The organism is Planotetraspora silvatica (assembly GCF_016863315.1).
Taxonomy (GTDB): Bacteria; Actinomycetota; Actinomycetes; order Streptosporangiales; family Streptosporangiaceae; genus Planotetraspora; species Planotetraspora silvatica.
Map to the genome: position 1 here is coordinate 30,245 of NZ_BOOQ01000024.1, position 20,145 is coordinate 50,389.

The window sequence follows — 20,145 nt, forward strand, 5'->3', positions numbered from 1 at the left end:
GATGACCTGATGAACGCCTTCCCTCTTGACGCCGTGCCTCCCCTCGAACGGCAGGCTCCGCACACGCCGTCACAGGGAGTGGACGCCGGCCGTGGCAGCACCGTCCTGATCGCGACCGACACCTACCCGCCTGACGTGAACGGCGCCGCGTATTTCAGCCACCGCTTGGCGAGCGGGCTCGCCGCCCGCGGCGCCGAGGTCCATGTGGTGTGCGCCTCCGATCAGGGCCCGCCGCGCGTGGAGAACATCGACGGTGTCGTGGTCCACCGGCTGCGTTCCGCTCCACTGCTCGTCCACCCGACGATGAGAGTCAGCGTGCCCGCGGGGCTGGGCCGTACGCTGTCGCGGTTGATCGGCCAGGTGGGCCCGGAGGTCGTCCACGTGCAGGGGCACTTCGTGGTGGGCCGGGCGGCGATCGCGGCGGCTCGTACGGCCGGCCTGCCAGTGATCGCGACCAACCATTTCATGCCGGACAACATGTTCCAGTTCGCCCACGTGCCGGTCCGGCTTCGACGGCGTGTGGGCGACCTCGTCTGGAGTGACTTCACCCGGGTGTTCGCCCGCGCCGACCGCGTCACCACTCCCACGCGGATAGCCGCGGAACTGCTCGCCACCAAGGGCTTCACCCGCGACGTGGAGGCGATCTCCTGCGGGATCGACCTGCACAGGTTCCAGCCGCAGCCTCAGCAGTGGGCGAGGCGACGGTTCGGGCTGGCCGACCGGCCCACGGTCCTCTTCGTGGGCCGCCTCGACGAGGAGAAACGCCTGGACGAACTGGTGTGGGCCCTTCCCCACGTGCTGAACCACGTCGACGCCCAGATCGTGTTCGTCGGGAGGGGCGGGAAGAGAGCGGCCCTGGAGCGGCTCGCGGCACGCGTCGGCGTGGACGGACGGGTGCGTTTCCTCGGTTTCGTCCCTGACGCCGCCCTGCCGCAGGTGTACTCGGCCGCCGACGTGTTCGCCATGCCGGGGGTGGCCGAGCTGCAGAGCATCGCCACGCTGGAGGCGATGGCCAGCGGGCTGCCCGTCGTGGCGGCCCGCGCCATGGCGCTGCCGCATCTCGTGAACGGCAACGGCTACCTGTACCGGCCCGGTGACGTCAGGGAACTGGCCCGTCATCTGACCGCCGTTCTGAGCTCGGCCGAGCTGCGCGGCTCCATGGCCCGGGCCAGCCTCGCGCTGGCGGCCACTCACGATCACCACCGCTCTCTCGCCCGATTCGAGGAAATCTACGCGGAGCTGCAGTGGCAGGCAGCGCGGAAGCTTCGTCGATAGCTGAGGACTGCCGTCTGGGAGAAGGACACGAGCGCCGGACCTCTGACCGCCTGTCGGCGGCTCGTGCAGGTCAGGGCCCGTGTCCCGTCGGTGAGGTGGACGACAGCCACCGGCACGGCTCCCGATGAAGCCATGGCTCAGGCGGAGCGCAGCGCGTCGGTCGGGGCGAGGCGGGCGGCTCGCGTGGCCGGGTAGAGGCCCGCGAGCGCGCCGATCAGCACCGCGGCTCCGAGGCCTGCGGCGATGCCCGCGGGCGGGATGAGCGGGTGCCAGTGGTGGTTGATCGCGGTGATGTAGGTCGCGGCCGAGCCGAGGATCGTCCCGGTGAGGCCGCCGAGCGTGGCCAGGAGCAGTGATTCGAGCAGGAACTGGGTGGCGATGTGCGGTCGGGTGGCGCCGAGGGCGCGGCGCAGGCCGATCTCGGTGCGGCGTTCCAGCACGGAGATGACCATGACGTTCGCGATGCCGATGCCGCCGACGAGCAGGGCGACGGTGCCGAGGCCGAGGAGGAGGGATGTGGTGGAGTCGGCGACGAGCAAGCGGGATTCGAGCGCGTCGGACGGGCGGGTGACCGCGACGTTCTCGGGCGCCTGGGGATTGACGGCACGGGCCAGCAGGCCCGCGGTTTTCGTGACGTGCTCGACGGCCGCGCGCAGGTAGAGGCGGGTGGGATGCCCGGTGTAGCCGAGTGAGCCGGCCACGCCGGTGCCGATGAGGGCGGACCGGTCGATCTCGGGGGCGAGCTCGACGGGCTGCAGGATGCCCGCGACGGTGAACCATCGGCCGCCGAGCCAGACGCGGGTGGCCGGATCCAGGTGGGCGATGCCCAGCGTGTCCGCGGCCCCGTGGCCGAGCACCACGACCGGGTAGCCGCTGGTGGCCGAAGTGAGGAACCTCCCAGCTGCGAGGTGGCCGTCCAGGGTGGACAGCAACGTCGTCTCGGTGACCCGGACCTCCAGCCCGCCCGACTGTCCGACGGGGATGCGGTCGTTGCGGTAGACGCCCGTGTCCTGGAGTTGGGCGGTGGCGGTGACGCGTTCGACGCCGTCGGTGCGGGCGATGCTCGTGCGCGCGGTCGGCGGCAGCGGCTCCTCGTTGCCGCCGAGGTCGGCCACGGTCAGCAGGTTGGTGCCGAGACGGTCGATCCGGTCGAGCAGTTCGGACTGGCTGGAGCGGGTGATGCCCAGCACCGCCACGATCGCGGCGATGCCGATGGCGATGCCGAGCGTCGACAGCGCGGTCCGCGTCCTGCGGCTGCGCAGCCCGACCGTGGCCAGCGGCACCAGATCACCGGCGCGCAGCCGGGAGACGGGCGTGGTCATGACTCACCGCCGATCCGGCCGTCGTGGATCTGGATGCGGCGGGTACAGGCGGCTGCGACATGCGGGTCGTGGGTGATCACGAGCAAGGTGACGCCGTCGGCGTTGAGGTCGCGGAGCAGGGTGAGGATCTGGTCGCCGTTGGCCGAGTCGAGGTTGCCGGTGGGCTCGTCGGCCAGCACGAGGGCGGGACGACCGACCAGGGCGCGGGCGATGGCGACCCGCTGGCGTTCGCCGCCGGACAGGAGACGGGTCAGATGGCCGACCCGGTGGGACAGGCCGACGCGCTCGAGCGCGTCCATGGCGGCGGTACGGCGGCGGCGCGGCGGCAGGCCGCGGTAGAGCAGGCCACCGGCGACGTTGTCGAGGGCCGTGAGATGGTCGAGCAGGAAGAACTGCTGGAAGACCACGCCGATCGTGTGGGCGCGCAGCCCGGACAGCCGCCGGTCCGACAGTGTTTCGATGCGCTCGCCGGCCAGGTGGACCGACCCCGCGGTGGGACGGTCGAGCCCGGCGGCAAGGTTGAGCAGCGTGGTCTTGCCCGATCCGGACGGGCCGAGGACCGCGACCATCTCCCCGGCCCGTACGGTCAGATCCACCCCGCGCAGCGACTCGACGGGAGGCGTGCCCGGGTAGGTCTTCACCGCGCCCTCGAAGGACAGCACGACATCGTTCATGGGGCGGTTCATGAGATCGTTCATGAGATCGTTCATGGGGCGGTTCATGAGACGGGCACCTCCACCTTGGCGCCCTCCTCGATGCCGGTCACCTCGACGGTTCCCGACTGGTCGTCGTAGAGCCCGGGCACGACCTGGACGAGCCTGCGGGCGGTGCCGTCCAGCACCGCGACCTGGTAGCCGCCGTTCGAACCGGCCAGCAGGGCGGTGACCGGGACGGTCAGCACGTTGCGCCGCCGCTGGCTGATCACGTCGACGTTGACCGGAGCCTGGTCGAGTTGGGCGAGTTCCCTGCCCGGCTTGACCAGGCTGATCGTCAGCGGGATGGTGGCCGGGCCCTCACTGCCCGGCGGCCCCTGCTGCTGCTGGGGTGGCGCGGTCGCCACCTTCCCGATGGAACGGATCCGCCCGTCATAGGTGTGTGAAGATCCGTAAAGGGAGACGCTGACCCGGTCTCCCACATGTACCTGCGACCGCCGATCGGTCGGCAGGGAGACGTGGACGACCTTTTTCGTGGAGCTCACCACGAGCATCTGAGCGCCGGGCCCGGCCAGCGCACCCGCGGGGTTCTGGATCTGCGTGACCCGGACGGCCCCCGACAGGAAGATCACGTCGCCGGGCTCCAGTCGTCCCGTCCGGGACGCGTAGGGCAGGCCGCGCGCCTTCTGCCAGCGCCGCACGGCCGCCGCGGTGGAGGCGGAGAAATGCCGGTCCACGGTCCCCGGCTCCATGCCCAGCGCTTTCAGGTTGCGTTCGAGTTGCTTGACGTCGGCGCCGTCGGTCATGCCCAGAGCGAAAGCCCGGTAGGCGGGCGTCCGGCCATACAGCAGCACCGCGGACGCGGCCCCGACGGCGAACAGGCGGCCTCCGCGCTTGATCACCGCACCCGGTGCGGGAACCGAGGTGATCACTCCCGGCGGGAGCTGGCTGATGATCGTGAACGATCCGTCGTAGCCGAGGGTCCCCCCGAGCGGCATCCGGGCGACGATGTCCCCCCGGCCGACCGTCACCGACGTGACGGCCACCGGCGATCCGCTCACCTTGGGAGCGGCAGGATCCTGACGGGTGATCGCCCAGGCGCCGGTCCCGGCGGCCGCGACCGCGGCGACGACAACGAGCACGCCCCCGGTCCTCATGAGCCGAGGATCCTGCCGGACCAGAACTGCTGGCACGCGTCCGCGGCGGTCCTCACGCGGTTCGATTTGCCCTCGGCCTGCAGCGGCGTTCCGGACATCGGGAAGCTCCCGTCGGCCTTGGGGTCGGGCCACTCCGGAAGTCCGTGCTGGCGCATGCATTTCGCGAAGTTCCGCAGGGCGGGCACGTCCTTCGGACCCGGATCCCCCACTCGTCGTGGCCCGCGCTTCCTGGGTGGGGATGCGTCCGACATCTGGTTGAGGAGCGACTTGCACTCGGGGAAGCCCTCCAGCGAGCGGAACACGGTCTTCACATCGCCGTTTCCACCGGGAAGGTTGAAGACGATGTCGTCGCCTTCGGCGTTCGCGACCGGGTCGGGGAAGTTCGGGTGGCCGTGGGCCCGGGCGCACTGGGCCATTTTCCTTCCGATCGTCATCAAGCGCTGGACGTTGTTCTGACTGGGCGAGGGGGACGGTGTGTCGTCGCCGCCGGCGGCTGAGCACCCGGTGATGCACACCAGGGCCAGGGCCGTGCAGGCAAGGATGCGTTTCATGCTCCCAAGGTTGGACGTGGCGCCCGGGCCGCCGCGTCTGCCGTCCGGTGGACCCGGATGTATATCTCACGACAGATCCGCTTTTCATCCCGGCGCGGATACCCTGCCGCCATGCGCACGTTCCTGGGCGACTGCGCCATGGTCATCGTGCTGGCCGTGACCAGTGCGCTGCTGGGCGCCGACCCCTTCTTCGACACGCCGGCGCAGCGCAAGATGATCAGCGTCTACGGGTCGGCGGACGACTGGAGACTGCAGATTCTCTGCTGGTGGCTGGCGGCCCTGCTCGCGGTCGCGGCTATCTTCGCCCGGCACCGGTGGCCGCTGGCGGCGATGCTGCTCGCCACGGCGTGCGCGGCCTCGCACCTTCTCGGCTGGCCGGCGATGACGCTGGTCTCGTCGAGTCCCAAGGCGGTGCTCGGCAGCGATCTGCTGCCCCTCGACCTGGTCGTTCTGGTCGTTCTGTACGCGCTGGCGAGTGCCGCCGGTACTCGCCGGCTGTCGCTGGCGGTGCTCGTCGCCCTCGAAGCCGGGCTGGTCGGCATCGGCCTGTTCGGTCCTCTCCTGGACACCCCAATTCTCACCATCTTGGCGAAGACCAACCCGGCGAAGAGTCCTGCCGACAAACTCGCTCTGGCGGATCCGCTGGCGGACGTGCTGTGGACGGCTCTGTCGTATGCGGTAGTTCCAGCGTTGCTGCTGGGCATCGCCTGGGCCGCGGGTGACAACGCCCGGACCCGCCGTTTCCACTTGGCCGTCCTGCAGGCGCGGGCGGCCGACCTGGAACGCGAACAGGAGCAGCGGACGGCCCTGGCCGTCGCGACGGAACGCGGACGGATCACACGTGAGCTCCATGACGTCGTCGCGCACGGCCTTTCCGTGATGGTCGTCCAAGCGCAAGGGGCGCAGGCGGCTCTGCGCCGGCATCCGGAACGCAGTGAGGTCGCGCTGACCAATGTGATCACGACGGGTAGAGCCTCGCTGGCCGAGATGCGCCGGCTGCTCGGCCTCGTGCGCACCGACCCGTCACTCGCTCCCCAGCCCAGCCTGGCCGCGCTTCCCGACCTGATCGAAAGCGTCCGGTCCAGCGGAACCCCGGTCGAGTTCGCGGTCACCGGCGAGCCCGCGACACTGCCCGCGGGCATCGAGTTGTCCGCCTACCGGATCGTCCAGGAGGCGCTCACGAACGCCTTGAAGCACGCTCCACCGGGCAGCCGCTGCAGCGTGGACCTGTCCTTCAACGCCGACACCTTGCACATCCGGGTCGCGGACACCGGCGTGGCCGGGGAGACACCGGTCTTCGGCAACGGGCTGCGCGGCATCGCGGAACGGGTGAACGCACTGGGCGGGACATTCAGGGCGGGACCGGCCGACCATGGTGGTTTCGAGGTCACCACGGTCCTGCCCGTGGCGGTGCCGGCATGATCCGGGTCGTGATCGCCGACGACCAGGCCCTGGTCCGCACCGGCTTCCGCATGATCCTGGACGAGACCGACGACATCCGGGTGGCCGGTGAGGCCGCCGACGGTCTGGCGGTGTTGTCAGTGGCGGCGCGGGAGGCGCCTGACGTCGTCCTCATGGACGTCCGAATGCCCGGGATCGACGGCATCGAGGCGACCCGCCGCCTGCGCTCCGCGGCGACCGGTCCGCATGTGATCATCCTGACCACCTTCGACCTGGACGAATACGTCTACGCGGGCCTGCACGCGGGTGCCGCGGGGTTCCTGTTGAAAGACACCCTCGCGGCCGACCTGGTCACCGCGATCCGGACGGTCGCCGCAGGCCAGAACGTCGCCGCGCCCACGGTCACCAGCCGCTTGGTCAAGCACTTCGTCGACACGGCGACGCGCCCGGCGGACGGGTCAGGCCTGGCCCTCCTGACGTCCCGCGAACGCGACGTCCTTTCACTCATCGCCCAAGGCATGTCCAACCACGAGATAGCCGACCGTCTCGTCATCGGTGAAGGCACCGTCAAGACCCACGTCAGCCGCATCCTCGCCAAGCTCCAGCTCCGCGACCGCATCCACGCCGTCATCTACGCCTACGAAACCGGCCTCGCCGCCTAGGTGTACTGACCACGGACGTTGGTGACGGGGCAGCGGGATCAGCGACACAGTGCGGGCCCGCGGCGCAACGCCCGCTCATCCGCAGGGGCGGAAGTGTCGCCGGGCGGTATGACGTGGCGGGCAGGGGCGGGAGAACCGCGGGCAGGGGCGGTACGTCACTCGTCGAGCGCTCCGCCACCCCGGTGCGTCGGCGAGGTCGTGGTCGCGTCGAGGAACCCGCTCAGGAGCTCGCCGACCGTGTCCGGCGCGTCCTCGATGCTGTAGTGCCCGACTCCCGGCAGTTCGGTGACGATCCCGTCCGGGAAGGCGGACGTGAACAGGGGAAGAAAATACGCGCTGTTCAAGGTCCGGTCGGCGCCGCCCCAGATCGCCAGGGCCGGGATCTCGGCCAACTTCGCGCGGGCCGCATCGGTCGGAGCTTCGAAGACGTGTGCGCCGGTTGCGAATCCCTTCGCCCACCCGATCGCTCCTCGGCTCTCGGCGGGCGTCGGGAAGGGCGCGCCGTACGCCTCGATCCAGGTCTCGGAAATGATCTGATTGTTCTCGAACCCGTTGAGCTTGAGCGTGCTCAGGATGTTGTACTTCAGCTCACCCAGCACGTTTTCGAGCGTTCCGCTCTGGTTGGCCTGTGCGATCCACCGGAACCATGGGGATTCGTCGCCGTTGTCCTCCAGCGCCTCGGCCAGTCCGGGTTGACCGAACGGCGTCGGGCCGTTGATGGAGACGACCCGCGCGATGCGATCCGGGTGCCGAGCGGCCAGCCCCATGCCGACCGGGCCGCCGAAATCGTGCATGACGAGCGTGATGTCGTCGAGGTCGAGGTCGAGTATCAGCGACTCGAGATTGTCGATGTGGTCCTGCAGCCAGTAGGTCCGGTCCGCCGGCGTCTCGCTCTTCCCGAAGCCCATGTGATCGGGCACCACGACTCTGTGGGTGGGGGAGAAGCGACGGACAAGATCGCGGAACAGGTATCCCCAGGTGGGCTCGCCGTGCAGGCAGAGAAGGACGGAACCGGCACCCTCGTCGACGTAGTGCATCCGGAATCCGGGCGCTGAGCTGTAGTGCGGCGCGAACGGGAAGGTTCCCCGGAAGGTCTCGGCAGCGGCGATCATTTCGGCTTGTTCTCCCTAAGCGGTCAAGCGGTGGTAGTAAATTGAAACCACCGTGAGCATAGGTCAGGTTGGTTTTTATTTGCAACCAGCCGTGGCTTGGAAGGATCCGGAAGGGAAGGCGGTCACATGGAAGCGACGAGCACGAAGCCGGCCACGGGATGCCCGGTGGCCCGAACGGTCGACGTCCTGGGCGACAAGTGGTCACTGCTGATCATCCGAGACGCGTTCGACGGAGTGCGGCGGTTCGGGCAGTTCCAGCGCAACCTCGGTGTGGCCAAGAACATCCTCAGTGCCCGGTTGCGCACGCTCGTCGGCGCCGGCGTACTGCTCAGCGAGCCGGCCTCGGACGGCAGCAGCTACCGCGAGTACGTGCTCACCGACGCGGGCCGGGAGCTGTTCGATCTGATCGTCACCCTTCGCCAGTGGGGGGAGGCTCACGCCTTCGAACCCGGCGAGGAGTACGTCCCGCTGATCGACGGGGTAACCGGCGAGCCGCTGGCGAAGCTCACCTATGTGCGGCCGGATGGCAGCCCCGTTCGGGCTGACGGCACCCATCTCGGCGAGCCGCGCCGGATGCCCTGAGGCGAGGCAGGCCGCGACGCCGTTGAACGCCCCCATCCCGTATGCCGTCGGCCCATCGCGAAGCGGCGGCGGGCCCGGGGGTCTGTCCGCGGATCCGGTGCCCCCGCAGCGAGGGCCGCGGGCGGCCGCCGATCACGGCAGGGCGTTGGTGCAGAATGCTCCGCATGACTAAGACAGTGAACCTCCCTGACGGCACGGCACTGCCGTTGATCGGTTTCGGGACCTGGCAGCTGCAGCCCCAGGCGGCGTACGAGTCGGTGCGTGCGGCGCTTGAGATCGGTTACCGGCATGTCGACACCGCGACCTTGTACCAGAACGAGTCGGACGTCGGCAGAGCCGTGAAGGACAGCGGCCTGGACCGGGAGCAGATCTTCGTCACCACCAAGCTCCGCCCGGCGGACGCGCGACATGCCCGCCGTACCCTCGAGTCGAGTCTTCGGCTGCTCGGCACCGGCTACGTGGATCTCTGGCTGATCCACTGGCCGACGGACCAGGACGAGCTCGTCCCGGCATGGCAGGAGATGTTGTCCGCCAAGGACGCCGGACTGGTCCGCAACGTCGGGGTCAGCAACTACAGCCCGGAACTGATCGACCTGGTGACCGAGGCCACGGGACGGCAGCCGGCGGTCAACCAGATTCCGTGGAGCCCGGCGCAACACGACCCGGCCCTGCTGGAGGAGCACCGCCGCCGAGGGGTGGTCGTCGAGGGCTACAGCGGCCTCAAGAACACCGACCTGCACAACCCGGTCCTCACCGAGATCGCCCGAAGGCACGAAGTCACTCCCGCCCAGGTCGTCCTCCGCTGGCATCTGGAACACGACATCGTGATCTTGCCCAGGTCCTCCCGCCGGGAGCGCATCGCCACCAACTTCGACCTGCAGGGCTTCGACCTCACACCCGAGGACGTCACCGCGATCGACGCGTTGGCCTGATCGAAGACGGGGGTGCGGCGGCATGAACGCGCGGACGCCCCGAGTTCTCCTCTGGAGCTCGTCGCGGGCGTCCGCGCGCCGGTTCAGCCGCGGCCCAGTCCGGCGGCGACCGGCTCCTCCGCCGACTGTGTGCGGACCGGCGGACGCAGCAGCACCAGGACCCTGTGCCAGGGGCGCTCGGCGTCCTGACCTGTGACGAGCGGGGCCGTCATCCCGAGCGCGGACTGGCGGGCTCGGTCTCAGTTTCTCCCCGCCGCGACTCGTGATTCACCTGCCACTGTGCCCCGCGGGTACCGTGGGCCGCGTCCACGCGACTGAGGGGGAACGAAGATGGCCGACGACGCTGCACGCGACGAGGAGTACCGCCGGTCCCTCGCCCGCCACTCCACCGCATCAGGGTTGCTGATCACCGACGTCGCAGGGCGGGCGCTGCTGGTCCGCCCCACCTACAAGGAGGGGTGGGAGTTCCCCGGCGGCTCGGTCGACGACGGCGAATCACCGTGGGACGCCGCAGTCCGGGAGGTCAAGGAAGAGCTCGGCGTGACGCTGTCGGCGTCCCCCGTGCTGCTGTGCGCGGACTGGATGCGCCCACACGATACTGAGGTCGGCGGGTTCCGGCTCATCTTCGACGGCGGTGTGTGGGCCCCCGACCAGCTGTCCGCGATCCGCCTGCCTGCGGACGAGTTGAGCGAGTGGCGGCTGGTCGAGGTCTCGGACGCGGAGGCCTACCTGCCGATCGTTCGGGTGCGCCGACTGCAGGCGGCCGTGTCGGCTCGCCGTACGGGCCGCGTGGCCTACCTGGAAGACGGCTGCCTCCTCGCCTGAGGCCTGCCGCCTCACCAGCAGTGCAGGTTCCAGCGTGAGAGATCGTCAGCTTCGGCGCTTCGCTCGCCGACGCCCGGGCTTCCGCTGGTGGGGTACTCCGGGCGGCTGTATCCGGCCGGGTGGGGGAGCGGGTGGTGCTGCCTGTTCCGGGTTGATCATCTGGCTGAGCGCGGTTGTGTTCCCTCTCAGTGGCGACGAGCGGTGATGATCCAGGCGCGGGAGTCGAACCAGACACCGTCGTCACTCAGGTGTGCGGACAGCGTCTCGCGCAGACGCCCGACCGCGCGTGCCGCGGCGGCGGGGCCCAGTCGCTTCAGCACCTCGCTGGTGCAGGTGAAGCCGCGGACCCAGTCGAGGGCGGCGGCCACATCCGGACCGTAGTAGACCGGCTCGTGGACGTCGGCGAAAACGACGTCGGTGAATCCCGCAGCCTGAAGGATCTCCGTCGCGGTCGGCGGGTCGGCGAGTGAGAACGGATCCGGTCCCCCGGAAACACTGGCTACCGGCCCGTCGGCTACTTCGAGGGATTGGCGGATGGCGACGTCCCACTCGTTGTGCTCGGGTGGCTGCCAGACCATCATCACCAGGCGCCCGGTCGGACGCAGCGCCCGCCTGACGTTGGTGAACGCGGCGACGGAGTCGTCGAAGAACATCGTGCCGAACCTGCTGATCGCCAGGTCGAAGCGCTGTTCCGGAAAGCGGTGGACCTGTGCGTCGGCGTGCTCGAAGGTGACGTTGCGGACCCCCTCCGCCCGGGCGAGTTCGCGGGCACGTTCGACGGCGGGCGCGGAGACGTCGACCCCGAGCGCACCGCCTGCCTGGGCTGTGCGCGCGGCCTGACGGGTCGTCTGCCCGGCCCCGCATCCGATGTCGAGGACGTGGTCGTGGAGCTGGACGTCACAGGCCCGGCGCAGTATTCGGTCGTGCCGCCGTAGTTCGGCGTCGTAGCCGCTGGGGCCGGGCGTGTGTTCGCCTGTGGCGTGTCGCATCGCGATCCCTTCACGGCGGCCTGGGCGCTGTCGATCACCGGCCCCTGTCATGAGTGACCCTTCTTTCAGCCCCTGGGGGCTCTCCGGAGCCTGGCAGGGATCCGGGCGCGGGGGAAGGCGCACCACGATGCCGGCGAGGTGTAGTGGCCGCCGCAGGGCCAGGCAGCGGGTTTGCCCAGGTTGGTACCGTGATTCTGTTCGGGAAGGGGGCCCGTGATGCCTGATGTCATCGATCGGTTGATAAGCGCAGTCAATGCCCATGATCAGGGCGCGCTGATGGAGTGCTACGTCCCAGGGGCTGTCGCCGTGTGGCCGGAGATGCAGGCAGAAGGCTGGGACGAGATCATCGCCTTCCAAGGGCACATCGTCGAGGGCTTTCCGGACATGCGGGTGACGGTGTGGGACAAGATGGTGTGCGACGACAACGTGGTGGTCGAGGGAACGGTCACAGGTACGCACACGGGACCGTTCCTGCTGGCCGAGGGCGAGGTGCTCCAGGCGACCGGTCGAAGCGTCAGTGTGCGTTGCTGCTGGGTCTTCACGGTGGAGCATGACCTCGTCGTCAGCCAGCGCGGCTACTACGACCAGTTGGAGTGCTACAGCCACCTCGGCCTGAGGCTTCCCGCGCCGGAGTGACGTTCGCCCGGCTCTCGCGGGAGAAGGCGGACGACCTGGGGGAGGCACGATCCGGTCTTCGCCGAAGCCCTCAGCCGATGGCTCGCACCGGTATGCATGGCGGAAGGGCCCCCTTGCGGGAGGCCCTTCCGGGTCAGTGCATGAAGGGCCAGATCACCTCTTCTTGATGAGCGTCACGTTGACGGACTGGGTCGCGCTCTGACCTGCCGTGTTCTTGAACGTGATCGTGAGGTTGACGGGAAGCCTGCCCGACTTGATCAAGGTTTGGCGGTACGCGGGCGCGACCGTCACGGGAATCGTGAAGGTGCTCGCCTTGTGCACCTGGCTGGTGTCCGTGACCACCTTGTCGCCGGACAGGGTGACCGTACCGGCCGTGTTCACGGTGACGAGGATCGTTGCCGTGCCCGCGTCGGTGTTGGTCTCCACCTTGTCGATCTTCACCGTCGGCGGCGGGATCACCGGGGCCACTGTGTAGGTCACCGGCTTGGAGCGCGTCGCGTTACCGGACGAGTCGACGACCAGCGCCTGGAACGTGACGTGCTTGCCCGCGTCCTTCGAACTCGGCGTCCAGCTGAGCTGATACGGCGCGGTAGTGGTGCTGCCGACCTTGGTGCCGTCGACGATCAGGGTCGCCGACTGGACGGCGAAGTCATCGGTGCCGCGGATCAGCGGATGCACCGTCGATCCGACCTGGAACTCCGATCCGTGCCCCGGGTCGGCCACTTCGGCCGTCGGTGCGTGGTCGGCGATGCGCCCGACTCCGGTCGGCACCTTGCTCGGCGGCGACGAGCGAAGACCCGTGACGGTCACCGTGGCCGCACCCGTGCTGTCGGGGCCGGAGACCGCCTTGAGCCCTGTGCGCGGCGTGTGGCCGGTGCCGAGGTAGCTGCCCGACACGGCGAACGGGGCGCCCTCGCGGACGGCGGTGTTGTCGGCGTTGGCGTTGTACACCGCGAACCCGTTCCCGGTGATGACGTCGCCCGAAGCAGTGAGCGCTCCGGCAGTGTCGGTACCGGCGTCGGTCGACAGGATGCCGTACGACTGCGACGGTGCGGGCGTGTAGTAGTTCCCGGTGATCCGGCTGTTCTTCACGAAGCCGGTCACACCGCTGGTGTACTTGACGCCGACCTGCGGGTACAGGCTGTTCGGCTCGCCCTTGACGACGGTGCCGGTCACGTAGCCGTGGTACCGGATGCCGGTCCGGACGGTGTTGTCCGGGCTGCCGTCCTTGCCGCGGGCGCCGTCGAACAGGATTCCACCGGATTGGTAACCGGTGATCACGCTGTTCGTGACGGTGAGCTCGCTCTCGACCGTGCCGGAGCCTGCCCCCTGGATGACGCCGGTCTTGACGATGCCCCAGCCGTGCGGGTGTGCGGCCGATTCCTGTGCGTCGGTCGCGACCTTCATCGGACCTATGACGCTGTTCGCGACGCGTCCGGCAGCGCCGAAGTAGGCGACACCCGCCTCGGCCCAGACCTTGCCCGAGGTCACCGTCACGCCCGAGATGTCGACGAACATCTCGTTGGTGTCGGTCGAGCCGAGAGACTGCCTGGATATCGTGATCACGTTGCCGCCACCGTCACGCAGGTACGGCTGATCGCCCGCCAGGGTCCCGAGCGACTGGTCCGGCTCGATGATCACCTTGTCTGCTCCCGCACCCTTGATCTTCAAGGGCTTGTTGATCGTCAGGCCGTTCCTCGCGCCCGCCTGGACGGGGTTGGATGCGCTGTTCGCCGGAGTCGACGACTCCTGGTAGACGCCCGCGCACACCACGATCGTGTCCCAGGGCGCCGCATGGTCGACGGCCGTCTGGATCGAGGTGAACTGGGCGTTCGGGCACTGCTTTTTGTCGTCGTCGACGGTCCAGGTCGTGTTCCCCTGCGGGTTGGCGACCACGTCGTTGAGCTTGACGTCGCCCGGAGTGTTGTCGTACGCGGCGAGGTAGGCCGCCGGGTCCGGACCGCCGAGGGCCGACCGGCCGTAGCCGGCGCCGTTCGCCCTGTCGCCGTCCGAGAGGATCTTTGACCCCGCCTCGCTCTCCTGGAACCGCACATCGGCCATCTCGATCGAGCCGGACTTCGGCAGGTCACCTACACCGAAGCGGAACTCGAGCTTCGACAGGGAGCCGGTGTCCACGCCCTGTGCCGCGAACTCGCCGAGCGGGACGCGGATCTGGTCGAGGACGATGTGCGTGTTCGGTGTGTTCGTACCGGTCGACATGTGCAGAGCGTTGCCCCAGCGCGGGTCCCCGGCGTCGACCGTGCCCTCGTGACCGGCCGTGTCGCTCAGCGCGATCACGAAATGCTGAGTCGTCGAGGCCGGGTCGTACGACGTCGGCGACTCGTTCGGCCACACCGGGTTCGCCGGGGTGCCGTTCACCGTCGTGTCTCTGGTGTTGTCGCCGCGGTTGTCGGCGCCCGGGTTGCGGATGTCGAAGAAGTTGACGGCGGCATCCAGAGCCAGAGCCTTGAGGCCGCGCATGTTCTTCGACGCGGCCGGGATCTGGGCGGTGAGCGTGGCAGGCGAGTTCTGGTCCCACGCGAGAGTGAGCTGGCGACCGTAAGAGTGGTTGATCGGGCTGTTCTCACGGGTGCCGTTCTGCCCGCCGACCGCGCTCGCCGCAGGCAGCGGGCAGGGCTTGGCCGCGGCCGGCAGCCCGCTCTTGCCGAGTTGCGACGGGGCGAAGTCCTGGGGCTCCGGGTTGCACCAGTCGTAGCCGCCCGCGGTCGAGACCGGCTTCGGCGCGACACCGGCAGCCTGCGCGTACGGGTCCGCGAAACCGCTACCGCTCAGGGAACCGCCGAGGGCGTTGAGCGTGAGCGGGTTCTCCACCTCGGGACGTATCACGTCCACCCGCTCCTGCGGCGCGGCGAAGTAGGTCGTGTTGACCCGCTCGTCGCAAGGGATGGCCATGCCGGACGGACTCGTGGGGCAGGCCGCCGGCGGGATCTGCAGCCCGGTGGAGGTGTCCGAGAGTTCGCCGGTCATGTACGGCTGGAAGGCGCCCTCACCACCGATGTAGCGGCGGAGGAAGGCGGCCATCGTCGCCAGTCCGAGCTTCTCCTGGTCACCCATGCGTGCCGCGTCACCCGAGAACTTGGTGTTCACCGCGGGATTGAGCGGATCGGAGTTGTCGATCGCGTAGTTCAGGTTCGGGTCGGTGTAGCTCGCCGCACCACTGAGCCGCAGGTTGTGCGGGTGGATGTTGTTGGTCGCGAACGGTGCCGAGTTGCCGCACGCCGCGTCGTTGTTGCCCTGGCCGTCCGCACCGCCGTCGGCATACCAGACGGTGTTGTACCAGTTGTGGATCGCACCCAGGTGCTCCACCTGGATCCGCGGGAAGGGATCGCCCGGGTTGACGTACTGGCTGCGCTCGAACAGCCGGGCGCCCTGCAGGTTGGAGACGTCGCCGTCACACATCGGCAGGATCGACATGAACGGCATGCCGTACGGAGCCTTGCGCTCGTAGTCCACCGGCGCCAGCGATATGACACCGCGGATCGGATAACGCGGGCCGTCGGTGCGGATGCGGTTGTAGTCGAGGAAGTTCGCGACCGCGTCACCACCCCGTGAGTGGCCCATCAGGCCGATACGGGTCATGTCGAGGTGACCGGAGAGCGTCGTGCCGATGGTCGTGTGCGTATCGACGGGCAAGCCTCTGGCCCGGCTCGCCGCACTGATCGCGTCGAGGGCGGCGGCGATGAGCATGCGCCGGTTGTGCATGCCCTTCCCCTTGTTGTTGTCCTGCCGCATCATCAACTGGTCCTGCGAGATGGAGAACGTCGTGTATCCCCACGTGGCGAGGTTCTCCGCGAGGTATGCGTAGCCGTTCTCGTTGTGCTTGAACTGCGCACAGGTGGCCTGCACGCTGTCCTGGCCGGCGTCACACGAGCCGTGGTTGCCGTGCACCAGGATGATCAGTGGCGATGGCCTGGTACGCCGGGTCCAGTCCGGCATGTAGAGCTGACCGCGGATCTCGACCTGCTCCGGCGCCTGCGCCGTCCCTGCCGTCGGTGCGGCTCCGTCGGAGTTCGGCTCCTCGATGGTCGCCAGGCCGAACTTGGCCTCTTGGATGACCTGATGCCCGAACGGTCCGCGGGCCGTCGGGTCAGGCAGGCCCGCCGAAGTCGTCGTTCGCGTCGCCGCCGCGGTCGGCGCCGCCGTCGTAGAAGCCTTGGCCGGCGCCGCCGTTGCCAGCGAGGTCAGCGCTACCGGGACCGTCAGTGAGACGATCACCCGGAGAAGCACCCGGGCGCTTCTCCGTGTTCGTGCTTTCACAAAGCTCTCCCGAAAAAGGAGTTGATAAGTTTGCACTCGGGACGTTAACCAGCCCACGTTTCTTGGGGGTTTCTTGAGGCGACCGTCTCATTTGTTGAGATCTTGTCGGCGGGGCGCACGGCCTGTTTCGAGGAGGCGTGGGAGGTCGCCTATAACGCCGAACGGCGACCCCCGCTACGATGCCTGGGCCGCCGAATCAACGGCCTGGTCGACCTGTTGTCCTGGGCAAATGGCATTCATGTCATCGTGCGCGGGGAGCGCCCGCATCTCGGCGCCCAGTTGTGTTTCACCGACATCGACGGAGGCCCGAGGGGGAGGGCACCCGTAGCCCCTGTAACACCGGCATCCGGCGCGCCGGCGGGCCATAGGCACGACCACCCGCCGAAGCGAGAACCGGACCGGATTCATGAAAGTCGAGGTCGGGGCGCAAGTTGATTGTCTGCCGGTCGGGAGAGGCCTTGGCAATGCCCCCGCGTGTCGTTAATTTTGTATTAAGAAACTGTATCGGCGACTCAATTATTTAACGCCGAATAATTGCGCGTGTAACAAGGCTCGGCGTAACAGGGCTCAGAATCGAGTTGGCGGAGCCCGCGATTTCCATTACCTCGGCCCGGGGTGATTTCAAGGTTGTTCTTCGCCCGGGGCGGGTCGCTGTCCCAACCGGTGCCGGCCACGCCCGCCGAGGGCTGCGCGGCTTCTACCGGATCGCGGTCGGTCGATTGGCGTGAACGACGGGTCGCCGGCCGATCCCGGCCGTGGTCTTCTCGGTCGCCGTAGGCGCCAAGGGCCGCCTCGCTTGGGCCAACCCGCGTACGGACCGCGTCAATATTCAGGCGATAGCCGTATGTAGCGCGTCAAAGCGGGAAGTACGCCCAGATTTTGCACTTTGCTTTCCCTTGGGCTGCCTGATCGGGTGGCTGACGCCCCCGTCCCAGGAGTGGGGATCGCCATCAGGAAGCGCGGTCGCGACGTCGCGAAGGTGCGGTCGCGCATCGGGGGCACCCCCACCGGCAGGGCCCTCGACCTGGTGGATGAGCCTGTGGTGGACGCTCTCGAGCCCAACCTGTCCCTCGGCAAGGAGTAGTGATCGCAGGTGCCACGCGGGCGGTTACGGGTCTACCTCGGGGCGGCTCCCGGGGTCGGGAAGACGTTCGCGATGCTCGGCGGGGGACGCCGGGCCATGGAGCGGGGCAGGGACGTGGTCGTGGCTCTCGTGGAGACCCACGACCGCCCGCACACCGCCGAACTCCTCGACGGCATGGAGATCATCGCTCGCAAGACGATGGTGTACCGGGGGACGACCTTCAGCGAACTCGACGTCGACGCCGTCATCGAGCGCGCGCCCTCCATCGCGCTGATCGACGAGTTGGCCCACACCAACGTGCCCGGCTCGCGCAACGCCAAGCGGTGGCAGGACATCGAGGAGATCCTGGACGCCGGCATCGACGTCGTCTCGACGGTCAACGTCCAGCACCTGGAGTCGGTGAACGACGTCGTCGAGCAGATCACCGGGGTGGCGCAGCAGGAGACGGTGCCCGACGAGGCCGTCCGGCGAGCCGACCAGGTCGAACTGGTCGACATGTCGCCGGAGGCGCTCCGCCGCCGGATGGCCCACGGCAACGTGTACAAGCCCGAGAAGGTGGACGCGGCGCTGTCGAACTACTTCAGGGTCGGCAACCTGACCGCACTGCGCGAGCTGGCCCTGCTCTGGGTCGCGGACAAGGTCGACGACCAACTCGACCGTTACCGTGCCGAGCAAGGGATAGCCACGACGTGGGAGGCACGTGAACGAGTCGTCGTCGCGCTGACGGGCGGTCCCGAGGGTGACACCCTCGTGCGACGGGCCGCTCGCATCGCCGCCCGCACCAAGGGGGCCGACGTGCTCGCCGTCCACGTCACCAGGGCCGACGGCCTGAAGGGAGGCGATCCGGCCAACCTGACCCGTCAACGCACCCTCGTGGAGGACATGGGGGGCACCTACCACCAGGTCGTCGGCGAGGACATCCCGCGGGCGCTGCTCGACTTCGCCCGAGGCGTCAACGCCACCCAGCTCGTTCTCGGCGCGTCCCGGCGGGGCCGGTTCGCCCAGATCTTCTCTCGTGGCGTGGGCGTGGAGACGACCGCGCTGTCCGGATCCATCGACGTTCACATGGTCACGCATGACGAGGTACGGAAGGGGCGCCGGCCGGCCGGGCCTCCCGCCGCACTCACTCGGACGAGGCGGCTGATCGGGTGGGGTGTCGCCGTCGCCGGAGTGCCGGGGCTCACGGCCGCGCTCATCCCGTTCAGAGACCAGCTGTCGCTGCCGAGCGAGATCCTGTTCTTCTTGCTGATGGTCGTGGGCGTCGCGCTCATCGGAGGCATGTGGCCGGCCATCGTGGCCGCGATCGGCGGCTCTCTCCTGCTCAACTACTTCTTCACGCCACCGATCAACGAGTTCACGATCTCGGATCCGGAGAACCTGTTCGCCCTGGTCGTCTTCGTTCTCGTCGCGGCGGCGGTCAGCACCATCGTGGACGTCGCGGCCCGGCGCACCAGGGAGTCCGCGCGAGCCGGAGCGGAGGCCCAGATCCTCTCGACCCTCGCCGGCCACGTGTTGCGCGGCGAGGCGGCAGTGCCCTCCCTGCTCGCGCGGATGCGCGAGACGTTCGGCCTGACCTCGGTCGCGCTGCTCGAGCGCCGGCCGGAGGCGGGGCAGACGCCGGATGACCGCTCCGACCCGGACACCTGGCGCATCGTCGCCACCTCCGGTGGGGTTCCCTGCACATACCCGGCCCTCGCCGACACCGACGTCGCCATCGACGACAACCTGGTCCTCGCCGCGCGCGGCCGGCTCCTGGAGGCCTCCGACCGCCGCATGCTGGAGGCGTTCGCCGCCGAGACCGCCGTGGCACTGCGACAGGAACGGCTGAGGGAGGAGGCCGAGCAGGCCAGACCGCTCGCCGCGGCCGATCGGATGCGCACGGCCCTGCTCGCCGCCGTCAGCCATGACCTGCGCACGCCCCTCGCCTCGGCGAAGGCCGCCGTGGACAGCCTGCGCAGCACCGATGTCGAGTGGTCCCCCGAGGACCACGAGGAGTTGCTGGCGACTGCCGACGAGTCCCTGGTCAAACTGGATCGTCTGGTCACCAACCTGCTCGACATGAGCCGCCTGCAGGCCGGGGTGCTCGGCCTGGCGCTGCAGCCCGTTGCGCTCGACGAGATCGTGCCGAGGGCGATCGACGATCTCGGACCGCTCGGGACCACCATCGAGACCGACTTCAGCACCGACCTGCCCGAGGTGATCGCCGATCCGGCCCTGCTCGAACGGGTGCTGGTCAACCTGACGTCCAACGCGGTTCGCTACACCCCCGCCGGACGGAAGGTCCTGGTCACCGGAAGTTGGCACGGCAATCACGTCGAAATCCGGGTCATCGACCGCGGACCCGGGATTCCGCGCGAATCCTATGACCGTGTGTTCCTGCCGTTCCAGCGTCTCGGCGACCGCGACAACCATTCGGGGGTGGGCCTCGGCCTCGCCCTGTCTCGAGGGTTGTCCGAGGCGATGGGCGGGACGCTCGTACCTGAGGAGACGCCAGGGGGAGGTCTCACCATGATCGTTTCCCTGCCCATGGCACCGGCGGCGCATCCCGATCAGGTTCCCTTGTGACGCGGATCGTCATCGTCGAAGACGTCCACTGCCACAACGCGTCGCTGTGCCGCTGCGGGCGAGGACGGTAATCCCGCTCGCCGTTGATGCGGGGGATCCCGCCGGTACCAGAGCGGCTTCC

Annotated in this window: 17 protein-coding genes; 9 read left to right on the forward strand and 8 right to left on the reverse strand. The window is 68.8% G+C overall.

All coding sequences use genetic code 11. The features are described from left to right. The first annotated feature begins 9 nt into the window (after positions 1 to 9). Complete coding sequence (locus Psi02_RS18375; RefSeq protein ID WP_203975653.1) at positions 10 to 1,275, forward strand: glycosyltransferase; 1,266 nt, start codon at positions 10 to 12, stop codon at positions 1,273 to 1,275. Between the two features lie 137 nt (positions 1,276 to 1,412). On the opposite strand, the gene Psi02_RS18380 is transcribed toward Psi02_RS18375, so the two are convergent. The 4 genes from Psi02_RS18380 to Psi02_RS18395 are packed head-to-tail and all read right to left on the reverse strand — an operon-like array spanning position 1,413 to position 4,958. Next, on the reverse strand, positions 1,413 to 2,597 hold the full coding sequence (locus Psi02_RS18380; RefSeq protein WP_203975655.1) for an ABC transporter permease: 1,185 nt from the start codon (positions 2,595 to 2,597) through the stop codon (positions 1,413 to 1,415). After that, positions 2,594 to 3,271: an ABC transporter ATP-binding protein gene (locus Psi02_RS18385; RefSeq protein WP_203975657.1), complete on the reverse strand. Its 678-nt coding sequence runs from the start codon at positions 3,269 to 3,271 to the stop codon at positions 2,594 to 2,596. Before Psi02_RS18385 ends, Psi02_RS18380 begins: the two co-directional genes overlap by 4 nt. Positions 3,272 to 3,315: 44 nt before the next feature. After that, positions 3,316 to 4,407 (reverse strand): peptidoglycan-binding domain-containing protein, encoded by a 1,092-nt coding sequence (locus tag Psi02_RS18390; RefSeq protein ID WP_203975659.1) that lies wholly within the window; start codon positions 4,405 to 4,407, stop codon positions 3,316 to 3,318. Next, positions 4,404 to 4,958, reverse strand: a complete 555-nt coding sequence (locus tag Psi02_RS18395) for a hypothetical protein (protein ID WP_203975661.1) — start codon at positions 4,956 to 4,958, stop codon at positions 4,404 to 4,406. The genes Psi02_RS18390 and Psi02_RS18395 overlap by 4 nt, the downstream gene beginning before the upstream one ends. A 111-nt stretch (positions 4,959 to 5,069) precedes the next feature. Here Psi02_RS18395 and Psi02_RS18400 point away from each other — a divergent pair, with 111 nt between their 5' ends. Continuing rightward, the gene (locus Psi02_RS18400; protein ID WP_203975663.1) at positions 5,070 to 6,380 is read left to right on the forward strand and encodes a sensor histidine kinase; all 1,311 of its coding nucleotides are present in this window, start codon (positions 5,070 to 5,072) and stop codon (positions 6,378 to 6,380) included. Beyond that, positions 6,377 to 7,021, forward strand: coding sequence for a response regulator (locus tag Psi02_RS18405; protein WP_203975665.1), 645 nt, complete (start codon positions 6,377 to 6,379; stop codon positions 7,019 to 7,021). The genes Psi02_RS18400 and Psi02_RS18405 overlap by 4 nt, the downstream gene beginning before the upstream one ends. A 155-nt stretch (positions 7,022 to 7,176) precedes the next feature. Here the strand turns inward: Psi02_RS18405 and Psi02_RS18410 are convergent, their stop codons facing one another. After that, on the reverse strand, positions 7,177 to 8,133 hold the full coding sequence (locus tag Psi02_RS18410) for an alpha/beta fold hydrolase (RefSeq protein WP_203975667.1): 957 nt from the start codon (positions 8,131 to 8,133) through the stop codon (positions 7,177 to 7,179). Between the two features lie 126 nt (positions 8,134 to 8,259). On the opposite strand from Psi02_RS18410, the gene Psi02_RS18415 reads away from it, so the two are divergent. Both Psi02_RS18415 and Psi02_RS18420 read left to right on the forward strand, forming a co-directional pair. Next, on the forward strand, positions 8,260 to 8,715 hold the full coding sequence (locus Psi02_RS18415) for a winged helix-turn-helix transcriptional regulator (protein WP_203975668.1): 456 nt from the start codon (positions 8,260 to 8,262) through the stop codon (positions 8,713 to 8,715). Between the two features lie 164 nt (positions 8,716 to 8,879). Continuing rightward, positions 8,880 to 9,647 carry an aldo/keto reductase gene (locus Psi02_RS18420; protein ID WP_203975670.1) on the forward strand — a complete coding sequence of 256 codons (768 nt, stop codon included), beginning with the start codon at positions 8,880 to 8,882 and terminating at the stop codon, positions 9,645 to 9,647. Positions 9,648 to 9,730: 83 nt separating this feature from the next. On the opposite strand, the gene Psi02_RS40720 is transcribed toward Psi02_RS18420, so the two are convergent. After that, on the reverse strand, positions 9,731 to 9,859 hold the full coding sequence (locus Psi02_RS40720; RefSeq protein ID WP_275415205.1) for a hypothetical protein: 129 nt from the start codon (positions 9,857 to 9,859) through the stop codon (positions 9,731 to 9,733). Positions 9,860 to 9,977: 118 nt separating this feature from the next. Here Psi02_RS40720 and Psi02_RS18425 point away from each other — a divergent pair, with 118 nt between their 5' ends. Next, on the forward strand, positions 9,978 to 10,472 hold the full coding sequence (locus Psi02_RS18425) for an NUDIX domain-containing protein (RefSeq protein WP_203975672.1): 495 nt from the start codon (positions 9,978 to 9,980) through the stop codon (positions 10,470 to 10,472). 185 nt (positions 10,473 to 10,657) lie between these two features. Here the strand turns inward: Psi02_RS18425 and Psi02_RS18430 are convergent, their stop codons facing one another. Then, a complete protein-coding gene (locus Psi02_RS18430; protein ID WP_203975674.1) occupies positions 10,658 to 11,461 on the reverse strand; it encodes a class I SAM-dependent methyltransferase in 804 nt (267 codons plus the stop codon). Between the two features lie 216 nt (positions 11,462 to 11,677). Here Psi02_RS18430 and Psi02_RS18435 point away from each other — a divergent pair, with 216 nt between their 5' ends. After that, entirely contained in the window at positions 11,678 to 12,097 is a 420-nt protein-coding gene (locus Psi02_RS18435; RefSeq protein ID WP_203975676.1) for a nuclear transport factor 2 family protein, read from the forward strand. Between the two features lie 153 nt (positions 12,098 to 12,250). On the opposite strand, the gene Psi02_RS18440 is transcribed toward Psi02_RS18435, so the two are convergent. Next, complete coding sequence (locus Psi02_RS18440) at positions 12,251 to 16,375, reverse strand: Ig-like domain-containing protein (RefSeq protein WP_203975677.1); 4,125 nt, start codon at positions 16,373 to 16,375, stop codon at positions 12,251 to 12,253. Between the two features lie 913 nt (positions 16,376 to 17,288). Here Psi02_RS18440 and Psi02_RS18445 point away from each other — a divergent pair. Together Psi02_RS18445 and Psi02_RS18450 are read left to right on the forward strand one after the other, a co-directional pair. After that, positions 17,289 to 17,459 carry a hypothetical protein gene (locus Psi02_RS18445; protein WP_203975680.1) on the forward strand — a complete coding sequence of 57 codons (171 nt, stop codon included), beginning with the start codon at positions 17,289 to 17,291 and terminating at the stop codon, positions 17,457 to 17,459. 9 nt (positions 17,460 to 17,468) lie between these two features. Beyond that, the gene (locus Psi02_RS18450; protein WP_203975681.1) at positions 17,469 to 20,024 is read left to right on the forward strand and encodes a DUF4118 domain-containing protein; all 2,556 of its coding nucleotides are present in this window, start codon (positions 17,469 to 17,471) and stop codon (positions 20,022 to 20,024) included. Positions 20,025 to 20,145: the final 121 nt, after the last annotated feature.

What these genes read in the sequence shown, in the direction of transcription:
- Psi02_RS18375 (WP_203975653.1), top strand. Translation starts at nt 10, where the DNA reads ATGAACGCCTTCCCTCTTGACGCCGTGCCTCCCCTCGAACGGCAGGCT.
- Psi02_RS18380 (WP_203975655.1), bottom strand. Translation starts at nt 2,597, where the DNA reads ATGACCACGCCCGTCTCCCGGCTGCGCGCCGGTGATCTGGTGCCGCTG.
- Psi02_RS18385 (WP_203975657.1), bottom strand. Translation starts at nt 3,271, where the DNA reads ATGAACGATGTCGTGCTGTCCTTCGAGGGCGCGGTGAAGACCTACCCG.
- Psi02_RS18390 (WP_203975659.1), bottom strand. Translation starts at nt 4,407, where the DNA reads ATGAGGACCGGGGGCGTGCTCGTTGTCGTCGCCGCGGTCGCGGCCGCC.
- Psi02_RS18395 (WP_203975661.1), bottom strand. Translation starts at nt 4,958, where the DNA reads ATGAAACGCATCCTTGCCTGCACGGCCCTGGCCCTGGTGTGCATCACC.
- Psi02_RS18400 (WP_203975663.1), top strand. Translation starts at nt 5,070, where the DNA reads ATGCGCACGTTCCTGGGCGACTGCGCCATGGTCATCGTGCTGGCCGTG.
- Psi02_RS18405 (WP_203975665.1), top strand. Translation starts at nt 6,377, where the DNA reads ATGATCCGGGTCGTGATCGCCGACGACCAGGCCCTGGTCCGCACCGGC.
- Psi02_RS18410 (WP_203975667.1), bottom strand. Translation starts at nt 8,133, where the DNA reads ATGATCGCCGCTGCCGAGACCTTCCGGGGAACCTTCCCGTTCGCGCCG.
- Psi02_RS18415 (WP_203975668.1), top strand. Translation starts at nt 8,260, where the DNA reads ATGGAAGCGACGAGCACGAAGCCGGCCACGGGATGCCCGGTGGCCCGA.
- Psi02_RS18420 (WP_203975670.1), top strand. Translation starts at nt 8,880, where the DNA reads ATGACTAAGACAGTGAACCTCCCTGACGGCACGGCACTGCCGTTGATC.
- Psi02_RS40720 (WP_275415205.1), bottom strand. Translation starts at nt 9,859, where the DNA reads ATGACGGCCCCGCTCGTCACAGGTCAGGACGCCGAGCGCCCCTGGCAC.
- Psi02_RS18425 (WP_203975672.1), top strand. Translation starts at nt 9,978, where the DNA reads ATGGCCGACGACGCTGCACGCGACGAGGAGTACCGCCGGTCCCTCGCC.
- Psi02_RS18430 (WP_203975674.1), bottom strand. Translation starts at nt 11,461, where the DNA reads ATGCGACACGCCACAGGCGAACACACGCCCGGCCCCAGCGGCTACGAC.
- Psi02_RS18435 (WP_203975676.1), top strand. Translation starts at nt 11,678, where the DNA reads ATGCCTGATGTCATCGATCGGTTGATAAGCGCAGTCAATGCCCATGAT.